The 20163-nt window shown below is 69.2% G+C and carries 19 protein-coding genes and 1 pseudogene; 10 read left to right on the plus strand and 10 right to left on the minus strand.

Annotation, left to right across the window (positions count from 1 at the left end):
• Positions 1-73: 73 nt before the first annotated feature.
• Genes KME82_RS24475 through KME82_RS24485 form a run of 3 tightly spaced genes read left to right on the plus strand, consistent with a single transcriptional unit; the run spans position 74 to position 1952 of the window.
• Positions 74-697 carry a hypothetical protein gene (locus tag KME82_RS24475; RefSeq protein WP_215496337.1) on the plus strand — a complete coding sequence of 208 codons (624 nt, stop codon included), beginning with the start codon at positions 74-76 and terminating at the stop codon, positions 695-697.
• On the plus strand, positions 694-1320 hold the full coding sequence (locus tag KME82_RS24480) for a hypothetical protein (RefSeq protein ID WP_215496338.1): 627 nt from the start codon (positions 694-696) through the stop codon (positions 1318-1320). Before KME82_RS24475 ends, KME82_RS24480 begins: the two co-directional genes overlap by 4 nt.
• The gene (locus KME82_RS24485) at positions 1320-1952 is read left to right on the plus strand and encodes a hypothetical protein (protein ID WP_215496339.1); all 633 of its coding nucleotides are present in this window, start codon (positions 1320-1322) and stop codon (positions 1950-1952) included. The genes KME82_RS24480 and KME82_RS24485 overlap by 1 nt, the downstream gene beginning before the upstream one ends.
• Here the strand turns inward: KME82_RS24485 and KME82_RS27300 are convergent.
• Positions 1931-2110: a DUF6053 domain-containing protein gene (locus KME82_RS27300; RefSeq protein ID WP_430538762.1), complete on the minus strand. Its 180-nt coding sequence runs from the start codon at positions 2108-2110 to the stop codon at positions 1931-1933. The two genes, KME82_RS24485 and KME82_RS27300, sit on opposite strands and share 22 nt — an antisense overlap.
• Here KME82_RS27300 and KME82_RS27305 point away from each other — a divergent pair.
• Positions 2028-2270: pseudogene (locus tag KME82_RS27305) on the plus strand (DUF6053 domain-containing protein); the annotation flags it as partial. The gene KME82_RS27300 and the pseudogene KME82_RS27305 sit on opposite strands and share 83 nt — an antisense overlap.
• 91 nt (positions 2271-2361) lie before the next feature.
• On the opposite strand, the gene KME82_RS24490 reads toward KME82_RS27305, so the two are convergent.
• The 4 genes from KME82_RS24490 to KME82_RS24505 form a co-directional block, all read right to left on the minus strand.
• Entirely contained in the window at positions 2362-3645 is a 1284-nt protein-coding gene (locus KME82_RS24490) for a hypothetical protein (protein WP_215496340.1), read from the minus strand.
• 116 nt (positions 3646-3761) lie between these two features.
• Positions 3762-5027: a hypothetical protein gene (locus KME82_RS24495; protein ID WP_215496341.1), complete on the minus strand. Its 1266-nt coding sequence runs from the start codon at positions 5025-5027 to the stop codon at positions 3762-3764.
• A gap of 146 nt (positions 5028-5173) precedes the next feature.
• Entirely contained in the window at positions 5174-8161 is a 2988-nt protein-coding gene (gene plsB / locus KME82_RS24500; protein WP_215496342.1) for a glycerol-3-phosphate 1-O-acyltransferase PlsB, read from the minus strand.
• A 391-nt stretch (positions 8162-8552) separates the two neighbouring features.
• Complete coding sequence (locus tag KME82_RS24505) at positions 8553-9716, minus strand: hypothetical protein (RefSeq protein ID WP_215496343.1); 1164 nt, start codon at positions 9714-9716, stop codon at positions 8553-8555.
• A 333-nt stretch (positions 9717-10049) separates the two neighbouring features.
• On the opposite strand from KME82_RS24505, the gene KME82_RS24510 reads away from it, so the two are divergent.
• From KME82_RS24510 to KME82_RS24525, 4 genes are read left to right on the plus strand one after another with little or no spacing between them, the layout of a single operon-like run.
• On the plus strand, positions 10050-10553 hold the full coding sequence (locus KME82_RS24510) for a Csu type fimbrial protein (RefSeq protein WP_215496344.1): 504 nt from the start codon (positions 10050-10052) through the stop codon (positions 10551-10553).
• Positions 10554-10566: 13 nt separating this feature from the next.
• Positions 10567-11352, plus strand: coding sequence for a fimbrial biogenesis chaperone (locus KME82_RS24515; RefSeq protein WP_215496345.1), 786 nt, complete (start codon positions 10567-10569; stop codon positions 11350-11352).
• Positions 11303-13723 (plus strand): fimbria/pilus outer membrane usher protein, encoded by a 2421-nt coding sequence (locus KME82_RS24520; protein WP_215496346.1) that lies wholly within the window; start codon positions 11303-11305, stop codon positions 13721-13723. Before KME82_RS24515 ends, KME82_RS24520 begins: the two co-directional genes overlap by 50 nt.
• Positions 13720-14730, plus strand: coding sequence for a Csu type fimbrial protein (locus tag KME82_RS24525; RefSeq protein WP_215496347.1), 1011 nt, complete (start codon positions 13720-13722; stop codon positions 14728-14730). Before KME82_RS24520 ends, KME82_RS24525 begins: the two co-directional genes overlap by 4 nt.
• Before the next feature lie 227 nt (positions 14731-14957).
• On the opposite strand, the gene KME82_RS24530 is transcribed toward KME82_RS24525, so the two are convergent.
• Positions 14958-15893, minus strand: coding sequence for a 5'-nucleotidase, lipoprotein e(P4) family (locus tag KME82_RS24530; protein ID WP_215496348.1), 936 nt, complete (start codon positions 15891-15893; stop codon positions 14958-14960).
• Between the two features lie 129 nt (positions 15894-16022).
• On the opposite strand from KME82_RS24530, the gene KME82_RS24535 reads away from it, so the two are divergent.
• Entirely contained in the window at positions 16023-16451 is a 429-nt protein-coding gene (locus KME82_RS24535) for an ArsR/SmtB family transcription factor (protein ID WP_215496349.1), read from the plus strand.
• Positions 16448-16933 carry an SRPBCC family protein gene (locus KME82_RS24540; RefSeq protein ID WP_215496350.1) on the plus strand — a complete coding sequence of 162 codons (486 nt, stop codon included), beginning with the start codon at positions 16448-16450 and terminating at the stop codon, positions 16931-16933. Before KME82_RS24535 ends, KME82_RS24540 begins: the two co-directional genes overlap by 4 nt.
• Before the next feature lie 52 nt (positions 16934-16985).
• Here KME82_RS24540 and KME82_RS24545 read toward each other — a convergent pair whose 3' ends face one another.
• The 4 genes from KME82_RS24545 to KME82_RS24560 all read right to left on the minus strand — a co-directional run bounded on the left by KME82_RS24545 (position 16986) and on the right by KME82_RS24560 (position 19907).
• On the minus strand, positions 16986-17516 hold the full coding sequence (locus KME82_RS24545; RefSeq protein WP_252255519.1) for a RidA family protein: 531 nt from the start codon (positions 17514-17516) through the stop codon (positions 16986-16988).
• An 80-nt stretch (positions 17517-17596) separates the two neighbouring features.
• Positions 17597-18136 carry a GNAT family N-acetyltransferase gene (locus KME82_RS24550; RefSeq protein WP_215496351.1) on the minus strand — a complete coding sequence of 180 codons (540 nt, stop codon included), beginning with the start codon at positions 18134-18136 and terminating at the stop codon, positions 17597-17599.
• The gene (locus KME82_RS24555; RefSeq protein ID WP_215496352.1) at positions 18133-18642 is read right to left on the minus strand and encodes a GNAT family N-acetyltransferase; all 510 of its coding nucleotides are present in this window, start codon (positions 18640-18642) and stop codon (positions 18133-18135) included. Before KME82_RS24555 ends, KME82_RS24550 begins: the two co-directional genes overlap by 4 nt.
• A 242-nt stretch (positions 18643-18884) precedes the next feature.
• Complete coding sequence (locus KME82_RS24560; protein ID WP_215496353.1) at positions 18885-19907, minus strand: DUF4272 domain-containing protein; 1023 nt, start codon at positions 19905-19907, stop codon at positions 18885-18887.
• Positions 19908-20163: the final 256 nt, after the last annotated feature.

Genomic DNA, 20163 nt, shown 5'->3' on the forward strand with positions numbered 1-20163 from the left:
CTAGTGCGAAACCCAGCTGCAGCCACCCCCTTGCCTCGTGCTACGGTGCCGCCACTCGAAATCGGGCGGTTGCATGGCGAACAAGGACGAACTGGTCAAGGCGGCGCGCAGTCCGTGGTGGCAAGGCGCCGCGGCGGTCGCACTGGTCGCGCTCGTGGTCACCTTCGCCCTGGGCGGTTTCAAGCAGGCCAAGAGCACCAGCAAGCCCCTGCCGCAGTATTCGGCCGGCCACCGCTACCAGGGCGAGGCGATGGCGGTGACGCCGCTGCGCGCCTGGGTCGCGCGCTACAAACCCGGCGGCCAGGTCGACCGCTTCGATCCGGGCAAGCTGTACCTGGTGTTGCAGGTCGAGATCGAGAACCGCACGCCGCGCAGTTTCAATGGCTTCGGCTACCCGCGCGAGGACGTGATCCTGGTGTCGGCCAAGCGCGAGCCGATCCAGCCCGACCTGCTGCTGATGTCCGACGACCACAGCGTCGCCGCCGACCTGCATCCGCGCCTGAAACAACGGGTCGATCTGGTCTGGAACCTGCCCAAGACCTATGTCCACGCGCCGCAGCAGACCTGGGGCGTGTTCGCGCGCGCCTACAAGGCCAAGGCCTACATCAACGACGAGGGCGCCTGGGTGCAGGGCAAGCCGGCGGCCAAGTTCCTGATTCCGGTGCAGGACCTGCGCGACCGGGCGGTGGCGCCATGAGCACGACGACGACCTCCGGCACCGGCCTGCGGGCGCGCTGGCGTTGGCGCGATGCGCTGTGGATCGTGCTGGCGCTGATCGCGGTGGTCGCGCTGCGCAAGGGCGAGTCGAGCTACGAACAGCGCGACGCGCCGCTGGTGCAGCGCGCGAGCGGATTGGGCCGCGCCGAAGGCCGCAATTTCGCCGTCGACGTGAGCGGCTTCAAGGCCGCGCGCGCCTACCTGCTCAAGGGCGACTTCAGCCGTTCGGAAGATCTGCTGCTGCGCACGCCGGGCCTGTGGCTGTCGGTGGTGGCCACGGTCGAAGCCACCCAGCGCCCGGGCTATGTCCAGGCGCAATTGCTGACCCGCGACGGACTGGTCTATGCCGCGTCCAGCGCCGAGCGGCCCAAGCTGCGCGGGGTGAACCTGAGCGAACGGCCGGTCGCACCGGGCCTGCCCGAGAACGGCGCCTGGTTCTTCGAAGTGCCGGCCGACCGGCTCGAAGGCGCGCACCTGCAACTGTATTGGGGCAGCGGCCTGCCGCAGGGCGGCGACAGCCTGGTCGATGTCGACCTGGGCATCGACGCGGCGCGCGCGCGCAAGCTGCTGGCCGAGGCGAAACCGGTATTGGACCTGCGCTGATGAGCATCGAAATCCCCGCCAAGCCGGTCGCAGCCCCTTCCGTCCAACCCGCCGCGATCGGGTGGTGGCGGCGCAACACCGGCTGGCTGATCGGCACCGCGGTGCTCGGCGGCATCGCGATCTATGCGCCGTACCACGACGCCTTGAACGAATACCGAGCGCGCAATCCGAGCATCGCGATCGACGCATCGAAGCACGACTGGGTGCAGTTCGAAGGCGCGCGCTGGCGCCTGGTCGAAGCCGAGGCGCTGGCTCCGCGCGACCCGCGCATCCTCGGTCCGCTGCGCAAGGACGCCGGCGTGCTGTTGGTGCGTTTCGAGGTGATCCCCGATTCGGGCACCCCGATCAAAACCCTCGACACCTGCCGCGGCCGCATCGCCGATGCGCGGGGCCGGCAGTGGGAAGCCGGCCCGGTCGGCTTGCCGCGCCTGGGTGGGCCGAAGCTGCCGACCAGTTGCGGCAGCGGCTACGACGCACAATTCAAATCGGTGCTGGCGGTGCCGGGCCGGCCGTTCGCGTTCCAGCATGCCTATGTGTTGCCGCGCACGCAGAAGCTGGAAGGACTGGAGGCACGCATCGAATTCGGGCCGCTGCAGACCGACAAGGGCCGTTACTTGCGTTTCAAGCTGTAAGTCCGACAGTCACCTGGCGAACTCTCGTTTTTTGCGCGGGAGGCTTCAGCACCGAAGTCTCTTGTGGGAGGGGCTTCAGCCCCGACGCTCTTCGGTCCGCCGCGACATGGATTAGTCGCGATCGGAAACAAAAGCGTCGGGCCTGAAGGCCCTCCCACAAAAAACTTCGGGCCGGCGAAGGTTCACAAGCAGTGCGTTTTTCTGCTTTGCACCGCTGTAACTCGAAGTCTGCAACCGAAAGCCGCGAGGTCTTTTGTGGTAGGGGCTTCAGCCCCGACGCTGTTCGGTCCGGCGCGGCGTGGATTCGAAGTGGTCTGAGACAAAAGCGTCGGGCCTGAAGGCCCTCCCACCAAAAACTTCGCGACGATCTATCACAGCGGCGCCCTTTCTCCCCCCAAAGGCGCTTCGATCAAGCGCGCGGCAATCGCGCAATCGCCCGATCGAACGTCGCCGCCAGCAACACCACCCGCAGCACATCGGTCAGCAGCGAGGTGCGGAACGACAACGGGGTGTTGAGGAACACCGCGAACGGCTGGCCGATCACGCTCTGCCATTGCGGGTCCTGCGGCCCGACGAACTGCTGCATCAGCCGCCACGACCACGAATCGATGTAGGCCAGCAGTTGCCAGCACACGCACAAGGTCAGCAAGGCCGGCAGGCCCGCGCGCAGCACCAGGCGCAGGCTGTTGACCACCGGCACGCCCTTGCTGCTCCAGCCGGCGCTGGCCTTGTCGGCGAGCATGCGCAGGGTGAAATGCATCGACTTGAAGCGCTCGGCGACCCGGCCCAGGCGTTCGTCGGCCGCGTCGATGCGCTGCGCGCGGCGCAGGTCGATGCCGTAGATGATCGCGGTGATCGCCAGCCAGATCAGCGGCAGGGCGATCGCGCCGGCGGCGGTGGAGACGAAATCCCACAGCGGCGCCAGCGCGCGCTTGCTCGGCGCCAGCAGCTTGAACAACGCGGTCGGGCTTTCCCACCACTCCGTCGCCGCGACATACACGACGCGCTCGTGCCACCAATCTTGCCCGCTCTTGATCAGCTGCGCGATCGCCGCCGCGCCGACGAACACCCAGTACGCCTCGCAACTGGTCGCGATCACGTTCCACAGCGCATGCCCGGTCGCGGTCGCGCGTCGCTTGCTGAACCAGCGCACCACCCAGGCCACCGCGAGCGCGATCCACAGGCCCTTGAGCTTGAGCACCTGATGCAGGTTTTCCTTGTCCCACACGCTGAAGGTGTAGTGGGTGCGGAAGTTGCGGCGCAGATCCTCGAGCAGGCCCCAGCCGGCGTAATAGGCGAAGAACGGCAGCATCGCGATCGCCAGCGCGGTGATCCATTGCTTGCGCACCGCCGCGGTGTCGGGCGTGGTCGCGCCGCCGGCGAGCATCGGCAGCGACGGCCGCAGCGACTGGAACATCAGGATGGTGCCGGCCAGCTGGGTCACGATCAGCACCGACAGCGCCGCGAACGACAGCAGCACCGAGCGCTCGCCGAGCTTCACCGACAGCTGCATCAACAGGTCGTAGCAGACCCGCTGGGCGAAGAACCAGAATGCCAGCGCGGGCCAATGGCGCCGTAGCAGGCGGGCGCTGAGCTGGGGGATTTCGAGCCACGGGTGGCTGCCGCCATCCCGAATGGCGGACGGGTCGGAGGCCGAAGACAAGACGCTGGTCGGAATCGTGCTCGTGGACATCCGCGGGGCCGGATCGAAGTCGGGCGATGGTAACCCGCGCCGACACGGTCCTTGCAGTGACGAATATCAGAGACCCGGCCGTTGCCGGCCGGGTCGATGCGCTCGACGCAGAGCCGCTACTGGTTCGCGGTCGGCGCATCCTGCGCTGGGTGCTGTTTCGGCGCCGTAGCGTCGGCGCCGCGGGCGGACGCCGGCGACGGGCGATCGGCGGGCTTCGAGTCCTTCAGCGGCAACAGGCTGTAACGGAAATTCAGGTTCACCGAACCGCCTTCGTTACGCGAGACGTAGACCCCACCCGGCAACGCGCGTATCTGCCGCTCGCCCGGCCGCTCGAACGCGTTGTCCAATTCTTTCGACGACCGCCGCGCCGGTAACTGCTGGGCATACAACGCATCGAGCATGCGCCCGAGTTCCACTCCGGTCAGATCGATCGCCGAGCGCAGGCGCGCGCAATCGTTCTCGCTCCATAGCCGTGCGCGGCGCTGGTCCTCGATCTCCGCCGACCAGCTCTCCTCGCGCGCGAGTTCCAGATTCTTTTCGTGCAGCTTGCGCGCGTCGGCGGCTTCGCGCAGTTCGGAGCTGCGTCCCACGCGGCCTTTTTCCTTGACCCGCGCGACCATCGCTTGCGCGCCGCTGTCGGCGAAACGCCGTTCTTCCTGCGCCACCAGTTGCTCGATCTCGGCGACGGTCTTGGGCGGGAGGTCCAGCCAATCGGACACGACGATGAAGTGATCGCGCCACAACGGTTTCTTCCGCCACGCCGGCTTGGCCTCGCCCTCGGGCACGTACGCGGCGACATCGACCGAGGTCACCAGGGCGGTCAGGCCCGGAGACAGGCTCGAAGTGATGGTGAATATCTGCCGCGGTTGATCCTTGGGAATGCGTTTTTCCCACGCGTCGTCTTCGCCGTCGGTCAGGTTCACCGCCACGCCCGCGCCCCAGGGCGCGCGCGCGATCGCGTCGCGCACGGCCTGCTGCAAGGGCGCATCGACCGGCAGGTCGCACCGCGCCTGCTGGAGCGGTTGGTAAGCAGCGACGGCGCGGGTCTTGGCCTCGGAATACGCCGCGCCGTTGACGATCGCGCTCGCGATCAGCCCGCCGAGGACATTGACGCCTATCGCCTGCCCGGTGCTCATGCCGGAATTGAACTGCTGCGTGCCGCCCGGATAACCCGGCATGTAGCGCGACACATCCTGATAGACGAAATCGATCTGCGGCCGCACTTGCCGATCGAGGGCGACGATATGCACCGGCAGACTCGCCGCGAGCGACGCGCGCTCGGATCGGTAGCCATCGATTTCCTTGCTGGCCGCCTGCGCGGCGGTGCTCAACGCGAGCATGAGCACGCCCGCCGCGAGCGGCGCAGTCTTGATCTTGATCATGTACCCAACCCCCTGTGGGCGCTTGCTCGGGCAAGCGCGATCTGCAACGGCTTCTCCTCCCGAGAAGCCGCGCCAGTATCCACGCCCCCGTGGCCTGGAACAATCGCGCGCCGCCGTGGCCGCGCGATGTCGCCGAACTGCGTCGATCAGGCCGCGGCCGGCGGCGTTTCCACGACCGGCTTGGCCATCTCCGGACTGATCTTCTCGATCGTATGCCGCAGTTCGCGGCCGAGGATCACCTTCGCGTCCTTCGCCCACGCGTCCAGGCGCTGGTCGAAGGCGAGCTTGCCTTCGCTGTCGGGCCACACCAGCTTGAGTTCGCGCAGTTTCTGGATGAAGCCGCGGAACAGGGTCTTGTCGAAGAATTCCGGCGCGGCCGGCGCGTACAGCAGCGACAGGCGCTGCGCGGCGAGCTGGCACAGGCTTTCGAGTTCGCCGGCCGACATCGTACCCGGGCCGTTCTTCACCAGCACCGAGATGGCGATGTAATAGCGCTCGAACGCCTGTTGCAGCGAGTGGCCGATCGCGCGCAGGCGGAACACTTCGTCGGTCTGGCCGGCGTTGCGCGCGAGGATGCCGCCGTCGTCGTCGCTGACGCGTTCGAGCAAGCCTTCGCGCACGAACACGTCGACCGTGCGCGACAGGCGCTGGGTGAATTCTTCCTCGCTCCACGGCAGGAACAGTTCGGCCTGCAGGAACGGGTACACGCTGCGGCCCAGGCGCAGCACGCCGGCCAGGCTCATGCGCCGGTTGTGCTGGAAGCAGCAGGCGATCCACGAGGCCGCGGTGAACAGGTGCAGCACGTTGTTGCGGAAGTAACTGAGCAACACCGCCTTGTCGTCGCCGTCGACGCCGAGCACGTCGCCGAGCGGATGGGCGACGCGTTGCAGCACGTTGATCTCTTCGCCGTGGGCGACGATTTCCTGCGGCGTGTGCGGGGTGACGGTGACGCGGTCGGAGTACGGCAACTCGGCCAGCAGGGTCTTCGACAGCGCGATCTGCGCGAGCAGGTCGGCCTCGCCCATCGCGTGCTTGGGCGTGGACAACAGCGCCAGCGCCAGCAGGTTGATCGGGTTGACGTCGGCGGCGCGGTTGACGTTGATCTGGATCTGCTCGGCCAGCGCGTCGACCGTGGCCGACAGCCACGCCGGCTTGTCTTCTTCGTCGAGCGGACGGCCGTCCCACTCGGGCGCGTGGGTGGCGAGCATGTCGTTGAGCCGGATCGGCTCGCCGAAGTTCACCACCACCTGGCCGTAGTTGGAGCGCAGCACCTTGGGGATGCCCCACAGCAGCTGCCAGATCGATTCCTTTTCCTTCGGCTTGCCCGACAGCTCGTCGAGGTAGCTGTTGCCTTCCATGAGCTTTTCGTAGCCGACGTAGATCGGCTGGAACAGCACCGGACGGGTCGGCTGGCGCAGGAAGCCGCGCACGGTCATCACGATCATGCCGCCCTTGGGCTGCAGCAATCGGCCGGTGCGCGAGCGTCCGCCTTCGATGAAGTATTCGATCGAATAGCCGCCGGAGACCAACTGCGCGACGTACTCGCTGAGGATCGCCGAATACAGCACGCTGCCGCGGATGCTGCGGCGGATGAAGAACGCGCCGCCGCGGCGCAGGATGCCGCCGATCACCGGCAGGTTGAGATTGATGCCGGCGACGATGTGCGGCGGCACGATGCCCTTGGCGTAGAGCAGATAGCTCAGCAGCAGGTAGTCCATGTGGCTGCGATGGCAGGGCACGTAGACGACTTCGTGGCCGGGCGCGTCCTGCTTGAGCTGGTCGAGGTGATGCACCAGCACGCCGCGATAGATGCGGTTCCACACCGGGGTGAGGATGAAGCTCAGCGAACGCACCACCGGGTGCGAATAGTCGGCGGCGATTTCGTAGGCGATCGCGTGGGCTTTCTTCCACGCTTCGGCGCTGGAGCTGCTGTCGCGGCGGGCCTGGTCGGCGATCGCTTCCTTGACCGGCTCGGCGGCGAGCACGCGGTCGATCAGCATGCGCCGGGTCGACAGGTCGGGCCCGATCACCGCCGCGCGGATGCGGCGGAAGTGGGTGCGCAGCACGCGCGAGAGCTTGCGCACGGTGCGTTCGGGTTCCAGCCCTTCGTCGACGATGCCGCGCAGCGACACCGGCGGCGAGAACCGGACCATGGTATGGCGGCCGTTGAGCGCGATCGCGAGCAGCCGGCGGAAGCGGCCGACCAGGGTCCAGTTTTCCGAGAACAGCACCGAGAACCAGCCGCTGCTGCGGTCCGGCGCGCGGCCGACGAAGATCGACACCGGCACCAGTTGCACGTCCAGCGCCGGGTCGGCGCGGTGCGCGTCGAGCAGGCGCGCGAGCGAGCCCGAATGGGTCTTGGCCGACGGCGGGCCGGACGGCGCCAGGGTGCCGGCGTTGCGCCGCGACAGCGCGACATAGGCACGCTTGCGGCCCAGCGGGTCGCCCGGCAGCGGCTGCAGCGGCGACGGCAGGCCGCTTTCGATGCAGGCGCGTTCCAGGATCAGCGCGTTGGACAGGCCGTAGTCCTCGAGCACGTAGCAGACCGGGCGGCCGTTCCATTCCTCGGCGATGTGCTCCGAGGGGGTCTTGGGCTCGATCGTCAGCGACACCCACGGCGCCATCAGCTGGCCGAGCAGGCGCGCCCACCATGGGCGGTGCTTGGTGGCGGCCTGGGTGGCCTGGGTGGCCTGGGCGGATGGTTCGGGCGCGGGCGGTGCGGGCGCGGCCATCGGCAGTTCGGCCTGGTGGGTGGGTTCGTCGGTTGGGTGGCTGGGGGGGGCGACGGGAGCGGAGGCGTGCTGCTGCTCGGCGGCGCGAGGTTCGGGAGAGGTCGAGGCCGTGTCTGTCGGATCGTTGGACGGCGGGGTGGCGGCGCCGGTTGCGTCGGGCACGAGCGGCTCGACCTCGGATGGTAGGGATGCGTTGGGTTCGCCCGATGCGGGATCGGCCGTAAGTTGTTCGGACGGGATCGGATCGACCCGGACGGGATCGACCGGAGCCGGCTCGGTCGAGTCAGGCCAGGCGGCCGGGTCGGGCGCGCCGGGCAACGAGGTCGCGCCGGGTTCTACGCCGGCTGCGGTCGGGTCGCCGGCATCGAGCCCGGGGTCGACGGGTGGGGTCGGGTCGGGCATGGCGGAAAGGGGGTCGGAAGAGGACGCCGGATCGGCATCGGCAACGGAGGGCTCGATCGGGTCGGCCGGCGTGCGTGCGGCAGCACCGTCCGTCGCGTGGGGATCGGTCGCGGCGGCGTCGGGAAAAGGCAGGGGCGTCTGTTTCGGCATCCCCGGCATTATGCCTATTCGGCTTCGGCGCGCGCCTGGGCCGAATGGGCGGGTGCTTGGGAAAGGGCGGCCGCGCCTTCAGGGTCTGCAAGCCCCGGAAGCCGCGAGGTCTTTTGTGGGAGGGGCTTTGGGCCCCGATGCTTTTCGATCTGCTGCGGCGCGGGTCCGAAGCGACCTGAGACAAAAGCGTCGGGCCTGAAGGCCCTCCCACAAAAGACTGCGGGGCTTATGCCGGCTGCGGCTAGTGGGGTTTCGGCGGCGCGGCGGCTGCGGGGCCGGAAGCAGCGGGCGGAGACGCCGGCTTGGTCGTTGCCGCGGGGGTCGCTGCGGCTGCGCTCGGTTTGGCAGTGGCTGGCTGAGCGGCCGCGGGCGTCGGTGCGTCCCCGGCTTTGCTTGCGTCGGTTTTGCTTGCGTCAGCCTCGGGGGCCTCGACTTTGGCCGCTGTCTCGTTCTTGTTGGCGGCGACCGGCTTGGCCGGCGCCGATTTCCTAGCCGCCGCAGCCTGCGCCCACGCCGCCTGCTGCCCCGCCGCGGAAGCCGCATGCACCGGCGCCTCGAGCTCGGCCTGGGCATGCCGCAGCACGTCGCTGAGGTACCAGCGGTCCTGGCGGCGTTCGACCAGCACGTAGGCATCGACCGGTTCGCCGGCCAATTGGTAGCGGATGCGGACCCGCGCGGTGTCGCCGGTCTGTTCGGCCAGGGTGGCGTCGACGCTGTCCAGCGCCGCGTCCAGGTCCAGGCCGTAGCCGCCCAGCACCTGCTTGAGCCGCTCCACGAACGGGCCGAGCCGGCGCAGGCTGCGGTCCATGCCGTTGTGGGCGAAGGCGTCCGGCGCCGCCAGCCCGGTCGCGCGTGCGGCCGAGACGAGTTGCGGGATCGCCGCGCGGCCCTTGGCCGAGTCGCCCAGCGAGGTGGCCTGCGCCCACTGGCTGATCGCACCGATCAGCTGGGCGTGGTGATCGCGCTCGGTGTCGCTGTAGACGGCCTCGCTGCGCACGTACTGGATCGCGAACACGCCCAGGGTCTTGGCCGCCGAATGCAGCTCGCCGTCGGCGCCGGCGAACTGGCGGCGGAAGCTCGCCACCAGGTCGCGCTCGGCGTTCTGCGCGGCCAAGGCGGCGATGAAGGTCGGGAAGCGGTCGTGCAGGGGCAGCTCGGTCAACGGCCAGGTGGTGCGGCCCTCGCGCCAGGCGGTTTCCAGGCGCGCATGCAGCTCCGGCGGCACCGCGTGGCGGGCGTAGCCGGCCAGGTCGTTGCGGCGCAGGTCGGCGACCAACTGGGTCACCGCCTGGGTCGGCAGGCTCGCCACCGGCTCGGCCGGCGCCGGGTCCGGGCCGCAGCCGGCCGCCGCCACCAGCAGGGCGGTCGTCAGGCAGATCGTGCGGACGCGTCGGACGATGGACATCAGGTCTGGCTCCCCAGGCGTGGGGCATCTTGGCCGCGCGTCCGGGCCGGCACAAGCCGGGTCCGGCTCACGCTCGCTCACCGATCGCGACGCCGACCAGCACTAGATGACGCGCGGCGTCCGTTCCGCCTGCTTTTTGGAAACGCCGAAAAGTGACTGCGTCCAGCAGAAAAACCGCTGAACAGGGCGGAGCGGCGATCCCGTGACCCCAATCACCCTCAAGGGCACCCGCGATCGATATGTTGCCGGTCCTGGCATGTTTTATGCGTCCAAACAGACTAAACCGGCACATCTGTCGGTTCGCCACCGCGCGTCTCGCGCAGGAGAACGACCATGCGTCTTACCCCCACCTGTCTGTTCGTTGCCGTCCTGGCTTCGGCCGGCGTCGGCCCCGCCTTCGCGGCCACCGACACTACCCAGTTCAACGTCACCATCACCATCACCAGCGTCTGCGACATCCACACCGTCGCCGCCACCAACGTCAATTTCGGCTCGGTCGCCTCGACCGCGACCAACGTCGACCAGCAGGGCCAGCTGACCGTCAACTGCACCCCCGGCACGGCGTACACGATCGCGCTCGACAACGGCCAGAACGGTACCGACGTCAACACCCGCAAGATGTCTTCCGGCGCCAATCTGGTGCCGTACCAGCTGTACCGGGCCGCCGCGCGCGGCGCGGCCGACGTGTGGGGCAGCACCACCGGCGCCGGCGGCAACGTCCTGGCCGGCAGCGGCACCGGCGCGGCGGTCAACGTGCCGGTCTACGGCCGGACCCCGAGCGCCAATTTTCCCACTGGTACTTACAATGACCTGGTGACCGCCACGGTGACCTACTGACCGGGCCGGGCCGATGAGCGGCGGCCGGTTTTCGCGGGCAGCCCGCGCCTCGGCCGCGTCCACCGGGGCCCTGTCGGCCCTGCGCCCGATCGCACTCGGCCTGTGGTTGGCCCTGATCGCCGCGCCCGCCGGCGCGGCCGGGCTGCAAGTCACGCCCACCGTGCTGACCTTGCAGGCCCGGCAGAACGCCGACGGCCTGTGGCTCAGCAACACCGGCACGACCACGCTGCAGGCCCAGGTGCGGGTGTTCCGCTGGACCCAGTCCAACGGCGAGGAGCACTTCGAACCGACCCAGGCACTGGCGATCAGCCCGCCGATGCTCGAACTGGCGCCCGGCGCGCGGCAACTGGTGCGGGTGATCCGGCTCGGCGCGCCGCCGGCCCGCGAGGACAGCTACCGGCTGATCGTCGACGAGCTGCCGCCCGACGACGTCAACCGCCCGCCCGGTCTGCAGTTCGTGCTGCGCTACTCATTGCCGGTGTTCCTCGCCGCGGCCGGCGACGCCGCGCCGGCGCCGAAACTGCGCGCGCAGTTGAGCTTCCAGGGCGAGCAGGTCCGCCTCGAGGTCCGCAACGACGGCGACCAGCACGCGCAGCTGGCCGATCTGGTGTTCGTCGACACCCACGGCACCCGGCATGCGCTGCAGTCCGGCCTGCTCGGTTACGCCCTGCCCGCCCAGCGCATGCGCTGGCCGCTGGCGGCCCCGGCCGAGCTGTTGCGCGGCGGCGGCACCCTCAAGGCGAGGATCAATGGCGAAGCCACCGAGCAGGCGCTGGCGCTGGACCCGCCGGCTGGCTGACGCCATGCCGGCCGGCCTGCTCCTGGCGTCGCAGCTGGGCCATGCGGCGGAACCGCCGCCGCTGGCGGTGCTGCGCGCGGGCGAAGCCCTGGGCGGCGGATCGCTCAGCGCCACCGCGGCGGCGGCGAACATGGCCCTGTACCTGGAAGTCAGCCTCAACCAGACCGCCTACGGCCCGCCGCAGCCGTTCGAGCTGCGCGAGGGCCGCCTGTACGCCAGCGTCGCCACCCTGCGCGCGATCGGCTTCCGCCTCGACGGCCGCGACAGCGGCGAAACCCTGGCGCCCGACCGCCTGGCCGGCGTCAGCGTGCGCTACGACGCCGCCAGCCAGCGGGTCGCGATCGACGCACCGCTGTCGCTGCTGTCGCTGGCGACCACCCGGCTCAACGCGCCCGGCGCCGATGTCCCGGTCGCCAGCGCCTCGCCCGGGCTGCTGCTCAACTACGACTTGTATTCCAGCCGCGACCGCCACAGCGACAGCACCAGCGCGTTCGCCGAACTGCGCGTGTTCGGCCTGGGCAGCGGCGTGTTCAGCCAGACCGCGGTGACCCGCAGCTATCGCAACGAGGACGACCCGCGCCGCACCGACTCGGTGCGCCTGGACAGCAGCTGGCGCTGGTCGGCGCCGGCCTCGATGTTCAGCGTCACCGCCGGCGACGTGATCAGCGGCCAGCTCGACTGGACCCGGTCGCTGCGCCTGGGCGGGATCCGCATCGGCCGCGACTTCGGCCTGCAGCCCTACCGCATCACCACCCCGCTGCCGACCCTGCTGGGCGAAGTCGCGGTGCCGTCGGCGGTGGACCTGTACGTCAACGGCATCCGCCAGTACAGCGGCGAGCTGTCGCCGGGGCCGTTCCAGCTGGCGACGATTCCCGGCATCACCGGCGCGGGCAACGCGCAACTGGTGGTCACCGATGCGTTCGGCCGCACCCGCACCCTCGACTTCCCGTTCTACGCCGCGCAGCAACTGCTGGCAAAGGGCCTGTCGGACTGGTCGCTGAGCCTGGGCCTGGCGCGCGAGGACTACGCGATCGACTCGTTCGCCTACGGCCACGAGCCCTTGCTCAGCGGCGACCTGCGCTACGGCGTCAGCGACCGCTTCACCGTCGAGGCGCACGGCGAAGGCGGCGACGGCGTGGTCAACGGCGGCGTGGGCGGGGTATGGCTGCTCGGCCAGGCCGGGGTGATCAGCGGCTCGCTCGCGCACGGCCGCGACGGCAACGACGGCGGCTGGCTGTATGCGGCGGCGTACAACTGGAGCAACGGACGATTCAATATCTCCGCCGACACCCAACGCACCCGCGGCGACTACCGCGATCTGGCCTCGCGTTACGGACTGGGCGCGCCGCGCGTGAGCGAACGCGCGGTGGCGAGCTGGAGCGACGCGCGACTGGGCAGCCTCGGCCTGAGCTACGTGCGCCTGATCCATCGCAGTGAACCGGCCGCGCGTTACGCCAGCGCGACCTGGAACCGCAGCTTCGGCGGTCGCGCCGCACTGAGCCTGTCGTACAACCAGAACCTGGATCGCGGCGAGGACCGCAACGTCTACCTGGGTTTCACCTTGAACCTGCAGGATCGCGACCGCCGCGGCAGCACCCAGGTCAGCGTGTCGGCGCAGCGCAGCCGCGACCGCGACCAGGGCGTGATCGACATCAGCCGCCCGGTGCCGGGCGACGGCGGCTTCGGCTGGCGGGTGCAGGCGCGCGGCGGCGATGGCGAGGAAGGCGGCCTGGCCGAGGCGGGTTGGCTGACGTCGTACGGTCGCTTCAACGTCGGCCTCGCGCGCCAGGGCGACAACGATTACGGCTACGCCAGCGCCAGCGGTTCGCTGGTGTGGATGGGCGGCCATGCCTTCGCCGCGCGCAACGTCAGCGATGCGTTCGCGGTGGTGTCCACCGGCGGCGTGGCCGACGTGCCGGTGCTGCTCGAAAACCGCCCGATCGGCCGCAGCGATCGCGACGGCATGCTGCTGGTCACCCCGCTCAACGCCTGGCAGCGCAACCGCATCGCGATCGATCCGATGGAGCTGCCGGCCGATGTGCAACTCGGTCAGGTCGAAGTGCAGGCGACGCCGAAGGATCGCTCCGGCACCTTGGTGCGTTTCGTGATCGACAAGATCCGCCCGGCGATCTTGGTGCTGCGCGACGCCTCGGGCCTGCCGCTGCCGCTGGGCAGTCGCGTGCATCTGATCGATGGCGGCAGCGCGATCGTCGGCTACGACGGCGAGGCCTATCTCGATCGCGTGGGCGACGCCAACGACCTGCGCGTCGACACGCCGAGCGGCGCGTGCCGGGTGCGGTTCGCGTATCCGCAGGGGCCGGGCATCCCGCGTATCGGCCCGCTGACCTGTGCACCGGAGCGATCGCCATGAATCTGCGCCGCCTGATCGTCGTGTTCGCCTTGCTCGCGATGGCCGCTTCGCCGCCGGCGTTTGCTGCGACCACCTGCACCGCGTCGATGACCAACCTCACCTTTCCCGCCACCACCGGCGCGATCAGCGACGGCAGCGCAAGCTTGAGCGTGACCTGCACCACCGGCGCGGTGGCGGTGCTGGCGCGAGTCCGGGTCAACATGTGCGTGAGCATCTTCAGCGGCACCGACGGCGGCGGCACCCTCAACCCGCGGCGCATGCTCAACGGCTTCAACGATCCCCTGCAGATGCAGCTGTACACCGACGCGGCGCGCAGCGCGATCTGGGGCGCGCGCGGCAACGCCACGGTGCCGAACTACCTGCCGTTGCAGTTCGACTACCCCGTGGTCCTGCTCGGCGGCAGCCAGACCCTGACCGCGACCCTGTACGGCCGCATCCCGGCGCAGACCGCGCTCAACGCCGGCAGCTACACCAATCGTTTCACCGGCGCGTCCGACACCCTGATCGAATACCAATACGCCGAACCCGTGCTCGGCACGCCGCCGATGCCGACCTCGTGCATCACCGGCGGCAGCACCGGCACGCCCAGCCAGTTTCCCTTCACTGTCAACGGTCCGGTGCCCAACACCTGCACGCTCACGCCCAAACCGGTGCCCGACCTCGCCTTCGGCAACGTACCGGGCCTGATCACCGCCAACGTCGACCGCACCACCGCGATCGGCCTGGTCTGCACCGGCCGCACCGCCTGGCAGATCGGCCTCAACAACGGTTTGAACGCCAGCGGCACGGTGCGGCGCATGCGCAGCGCCGGCGGCCAGTTCGTCAGCTACGAGCTGTACCGCAACAGCCCGCGCAGCCTGCGCTGGGGCAACACCCTGGGCAGCGACACCCTGGCCGGCACCGGCAGCGGCACCGCGCAATCGCTGACCGTGTACGGGCGAGTCGCGCCGCAGACGCCGAACGTGGGGACCTACAGCGACACGATCGTGGTGACGGTCACCTACTGACGCAGGACTTCAACGGCCGCCAAGCGATCGCCGGAAAAAAGAAAAGGAGGCCGAGGCCTCCTTGCAAATCGGCTTGCGCCGATAGATTTCGAGTTGTGGCATGGCCCCGGCTGGCACCGGGATGGACGCAGACTACCGGCGGGGCCTAGTTAATGCAATACCTGAAGTATTGCGATTTAACTCATTGATTTTAATTGACCACCAGTCGCCTTGGCGCCTGAGATGACTCAGGGCGCCACATCCAGCGCGGCCCGCTTGGCCTGACGGCGCGCATCGCGCGACTGGCTGTAGTCGTTGTTGAAGGTCATCGCCTCCCACGAGCCGTAGCTCGGGTTCGGCAGCATCCACCAGCGTTCGCCGAACCAGTCGTGGTACTGCGCCAGCAGCGCGTCGCGGCCCTCGGGCGTGTTGGCCACGACCTGGACGAAGTCGCCCATCTGGTCGCCGAACTGCATCAGCACGCGGTATTGCTTGCCGGCCAGCAGGCGGCGGCAGTTCTTTTCGCTGCCGTTCTGCTCGCAGCCGTCGACCACCGTGCCCAGGCCGAGGAACACCGAATCGTCGGCGACCGGCAGGCCGGCCTGGCGCAGGTTGGCCAAGGTCGCGTCCTTCAGATGCACCGCGCGGTTGGACAGGTACAGCACCGTCACGCCCTTGGCCTGCGCGGCCTTGGCGAAATCGACCACGCCCGGCAGCGGCTTGGCCTTCTTCTCGGCGACCCAGGCGTCCCAGGTCACTTCGTCGTATTCCTTGCCGTCGCGGACCAGCCGCGCCTGATACGGCGAGTTGTCGAGCACGGTCTCGTCGACGTCCATCACCACCGCCGGCTTGAGGCCCTTGGCCGAATTGCCGCGCTCCTCGGGCACCAGCGCGTCCCAGTTGGGCTGCTTGAGCGCCACGTCGAGCTTGTCGGCGGCGGCGCGGTAGACCGTCTCGGTGGTCGCACGGTATTCGACCGAACGCTGCATCCACAGCACGGCGTTGAGGTTGTCGTCGGCGCCGCTCGGCTTGGCGTCCGCCGCGGCCGGCGCCGCCGCGGGCCTGGCATCGGCGGGCGTGGCGGACGCCGCGCTCGGCGGCGCCGGTTTGCAGGCGGCCAGGGCGAGCAGGCAGGCGAGCGTGGTCAGGGGCAGGGCGCGGATGTGCATGCGCGGTCGGTCCATGGGAAAGGCGGGGAGTGTAGGCCGCGGCGCAAAACGGTGTCGATTCTCGACCGTTCGTCGGCCCGGGTTTGACCCGGTGCGGCCGGCGTCGTATATAGCCAATACGTTCTATAACCATTGAGTTATTAAATGCCCGCCACCAGCCGCCTCGACGCCACCTTCGCCGCCCTGGCCGATCCGACCCGACGCGCGATCCTCGCCCGCCTGGCCCTCGGCGACGCCTCGGTGAACGAGCTCGCCGAGCCGTTCGCGATGAGCCAGCCGGCGATTTCCAAGCACCTCAAGGTGCTCGAAGGCGCCGGCCTGATCGCGCGCGGCCGCGATGCGCAGCGGCGGCCGTGCCGGATCCAGGCGCAGCCGCTCGGCGACGCCAACGCCTGGCTGGAGACCTACCGCCGCTTCTGGGAACAAAGCTTCGGCCAGCTCGATGCCGTGCTGGAACAGATGAAACGCGAGCGCGCCGCCGGCGCGGTCCGCCCCGAAAACCAGCCCGCCGCGAAACCCGCGCGCGGCGCCGCCACAGCCACCACCCCATCGACCAAGAGGAAAACCCCATGAGCACCGACAGCCTGAAGATCGTCGCCCAGGGCGACCAAGAAATCGTCATCACCCGCCAGTTCGATGCAGCGCGCGAACTCGTATTCGAAGCCTGGACCACGCCGGCCCTGCTCAAGCGCTGGCTCGGCGTGTTCGGCGGCTGGTCGCTGGAGGTTTGCGACATCGACCTGCGCGCGGGCGGCGCGTTCCGCTACCTGTGGCGCAACGCCGAGGCGAACCTGGAAATCCGCGGCAGCTACAGCGAGATCCAGGCGCCCGAACGCATCTTCGGCAGCGAGCAGTTCGTCCAGCCCTTCGTCTCCGACGAAGCCATCGGCACCACCGTGTTCGAGGAACGCGACGGCCGCACCTACCTGCGCAACACCGTGCGGTATTCCAGCCAGGCCGCGCGCGACGGCGCGCTGCAATCGCCGATGGAACACGGCATGCGCGCGAGCTACGCCGCGCTCGACGCCTTGCTGGCGCAGCGCGATCCGGACTGAGTCGGGCGCGCCGCGCGTCGCGCCGCAGCGCCAGTGCGAAGCGTCGCAGGCATCAGCGTTTGCGCGATGGCGACGCGGCGGGCGCGGCCACGTGCGCGATGCATTCGACCTCGACCTTCGCGCCCATCGCCAGGCCCGAGGCCGCCAACGCGCTGCGCGCCGGGAACGGCGCGCTGAAATGCGTGCGATAGACCTCGTTGAACGCCGGCCACTCGGCTATGTCGGCCAGGAACACCGTGCATTTGACGACATCGCGCATCGACGCGCCGTGGCGTTCGAGCACGCTGCGGATATTGACCAAAGTCTGCTCGGCCTCGGCCCGGATGCCGCCCTTCGCCAAGGCGTTGCCGCTGCCCGGCACGGTGCCGATCTGCCCCGACAGGAACAACAGATCGCCGCTGCGCACCGCTTCGGAGAACGGCAGCGTGGCCGCGGCCGGATCGGGCGAGCCGAGGAATTCCGGCGCGCGCGCGTCGCCGGCGCACGCGGCCTGCGCCGCGAACAGCAGCGGCGCGGCGATAGCGAGACGGACGACGGAAACGCAATGGATCGCGGTGGATGTCATCGACGGGACGAGGCGCATGCGAACTCCGATTCGATACGGGGTGGTGGCTACGGTACTGCGATCATCGACACGAACGTCGCCGGGGCTCGTGTCCGCGCTCAACCGGCGTCGCCTTCGGCCGCATCGCGAGTCAGCCGGAAACGCCAGAAATCGCGCGTGCGTCCCTGCACGATACGCAACCCGCGCACCAGTTCATCGCGCTGGAAGCCGCATTTCTCCAGCACGTGCTGGCTGGGCACATTGACGTCGAGGCAATACGCCTCGACGTAGTCGTAACCGCGAATGTCCAGGCCCCAGTCGGCGATCGCCATGCAGGCTTCGCTGGCGATCCCGCGGCCCCAGTGTTCGGGATGCAGGTTGTAGGCGATCTCGCCGCCGCGCGGCGCCTCCCAGACGGTGTGGAAACCGACCGTGCCGATCAGTTCGTCCAGGTCGTCGACGATCGCGAACAACGCTGGCGCGTCGCGATCGAACGGTTTGGACGCGATGATCTCCGGGTACAACACCTCGATGCCGTCGAGCTTCCAGCTGGTGTGCTCGACCGCGCCCGGCAGCGACAAGTAGGCGAACCAGGCCGGCGCATCGGCCATCGTCATCGGACGCAGGTGCAGGCCGACGCGATGCAGCCGCGGCATCATGCCGGCGGTGCGCCCGGCACCGATGCCACCTGCAAGGACACTTGCTTGGCGCCGTCGGCGACCCACTGCGTGCCGACCTCATCGAAGCCGTAGCGCGCGTGGAAGCGGCTCGACACTTCATTGAACGGGACGATGTAGAACTCGCAGGTCACCTGCGCGAAGCCGCGTTCGCGCGCGAACGCGAACAGGTCGTCGTAAAGCAGGCCGCCGAGCCCGCGGCCCTGGTGGCGGCCGGCCACGGCGATGCGGTCGACGTAGAGAAAGGCCGGATAGCGCTGCGAAAACCACAGGTAATTGGGGCTGTCGTAGTCGGCGCCCTGCGCGAACGCGAGCAGGAACGCGACCACGGCGTCGCCGTCGCAGGCGACGCGGTGATAGACCGATTCGCGATCCAGCCGGGCCAGGCGCTGCGCGTCGAGCGGGCTCATCAGCGCTTCGGATTCGAGGTTGAGGGCGAGGATCGCCGGGTAGTCGGCGGCGGTGACGGGGCGGATATGCAGGCTCATGCGGGCAGTATGCGCGAGCGGTCGCTGCGTGTGCGCATGGGGGTTGGCGGCATGTGCGCGCAATGCGGGGGTTGATGATCGCGCCGGGGCATGCGGTTACGCGGTCGCGGCTTGCGCCGCTCCTACAGGGCGCGATCGAAGCACGGCTGCTGCCTGTAGGAGCGGCGCAAGCCGCGACCGCGCCACCTCGACTACGACGTGATCGCATCCGAACGACTACGCGCCAGGATGCCCCGCTCCACTCAGGTAGGCGTCCCCACCTCGTCCCAATCCTGCTCATCGAACCGCAACAGCCAATTCAACGCGTAATGACGCTCGTACACCACGCTGGGATGCAGACCGATCGGCGGCTCGCGTTCGTCCAGACGCGCCTGCCGCACCAGCCAATGTCGCCGGTACAGGCCGTCGAGCGCGTCCAGCAACTCCGGCAACGGCCGCAAGCTCGCCCGGGCGATCTGCGCTTGATCGGCATGATCGATCGCGACGCGCGCGATCTGCCCCGCATCGCAGATCGCGGTCGGCGGCGGCAGGCCGTCGCTCAGGCCCAGGGCCCATTGCAGCAAGGCGGCGCTTTCGTAACGCCAGCCGTGGTTGGCCCAGGTTTCCTCGTCGGGCGCGTCGTGTTCGATGAAGCTGCGCTCGACCGGGGTCAACGCGGCCACGCCGGCGCCGAGTTTGGTCGCGATGTCCTGCAACGACAGCGGCTCGGAACTCAACGATTCGGCGCGCACCGCGACCGCGCACAGCGCGAGCATGCGGCGCATGGTTTCCTCCGGCGTGCGCAGGCGGACCTCGCCCGCGCCGAGCACCGGCGGCAGATGCGCCGGCGAATGCGCGCCGAGGCGTTCGAGTTCGGCCTCGCTGCGCGCCTTGCGTTCGCGCGCATCGGGCGGGTACGGCAGGGCCGCATCGGCTTCGACCGCCGGTTCGCCCTGGCTCGCCAGCACGTTGCCGGCGGCGTCGCGCACGCTGCCGTCGGGCAGGAAGCACAGCACGTTGGCGGCTTCGCCCCAGGCGGCGAGCGCATCGAAGTCCTGGTCCTCGACTTCGAAACTGTAGTGCGTCTGCACGCGTTGCAGATGGCGCAACACGCCGAAGGTACGCGCGTCCATGCCTTCGACCGTGCTGAGCACGTAGCCGACGAAGCCTTGCAGGTGCGGCACCAGTTCCGGATCGCTGCGGTCGCGGCGGGCCGGCGGTTCGCGCAGGAACCGCGGTTCCGGCGGCGAGGCGAGCGTGGAGTAGGCGTTGATCAGCAGGCTCATGGCGTTGCACGGTCGGGGGACGATGCGAGCAAGACTAGCCGATTCGGGGCGTGGGTTCGTGGGGATCGGTTGTGTTGTGGGACGAGAAGCAAATCCCCCGGCGCAGTGGTTTGCGCCGCTTCGTTGCAATGACGCAGGCGCCCACCCCCTTTTTCAAAGTGGGCTAGTTGTCTGCGGGTTCTGTGGATCGAAGGACGCAGGCATACGGCGCTGGCTTGAGGCTCGTGAGCGGTGAGCGGAACTCTAACCAAAGCCA

It is taken from the genome of Lysobacter capsici (assembly GCF_018732085.1).
In the GTDB taxonomy this organism is placed as follows: domain Bacteria; phylum Pseudomonadota; class Gammaproteobacteria; order Xanthomonadales; family Xanthomonadaceae; genus Lysobacter; species Lysobacter capsici_A.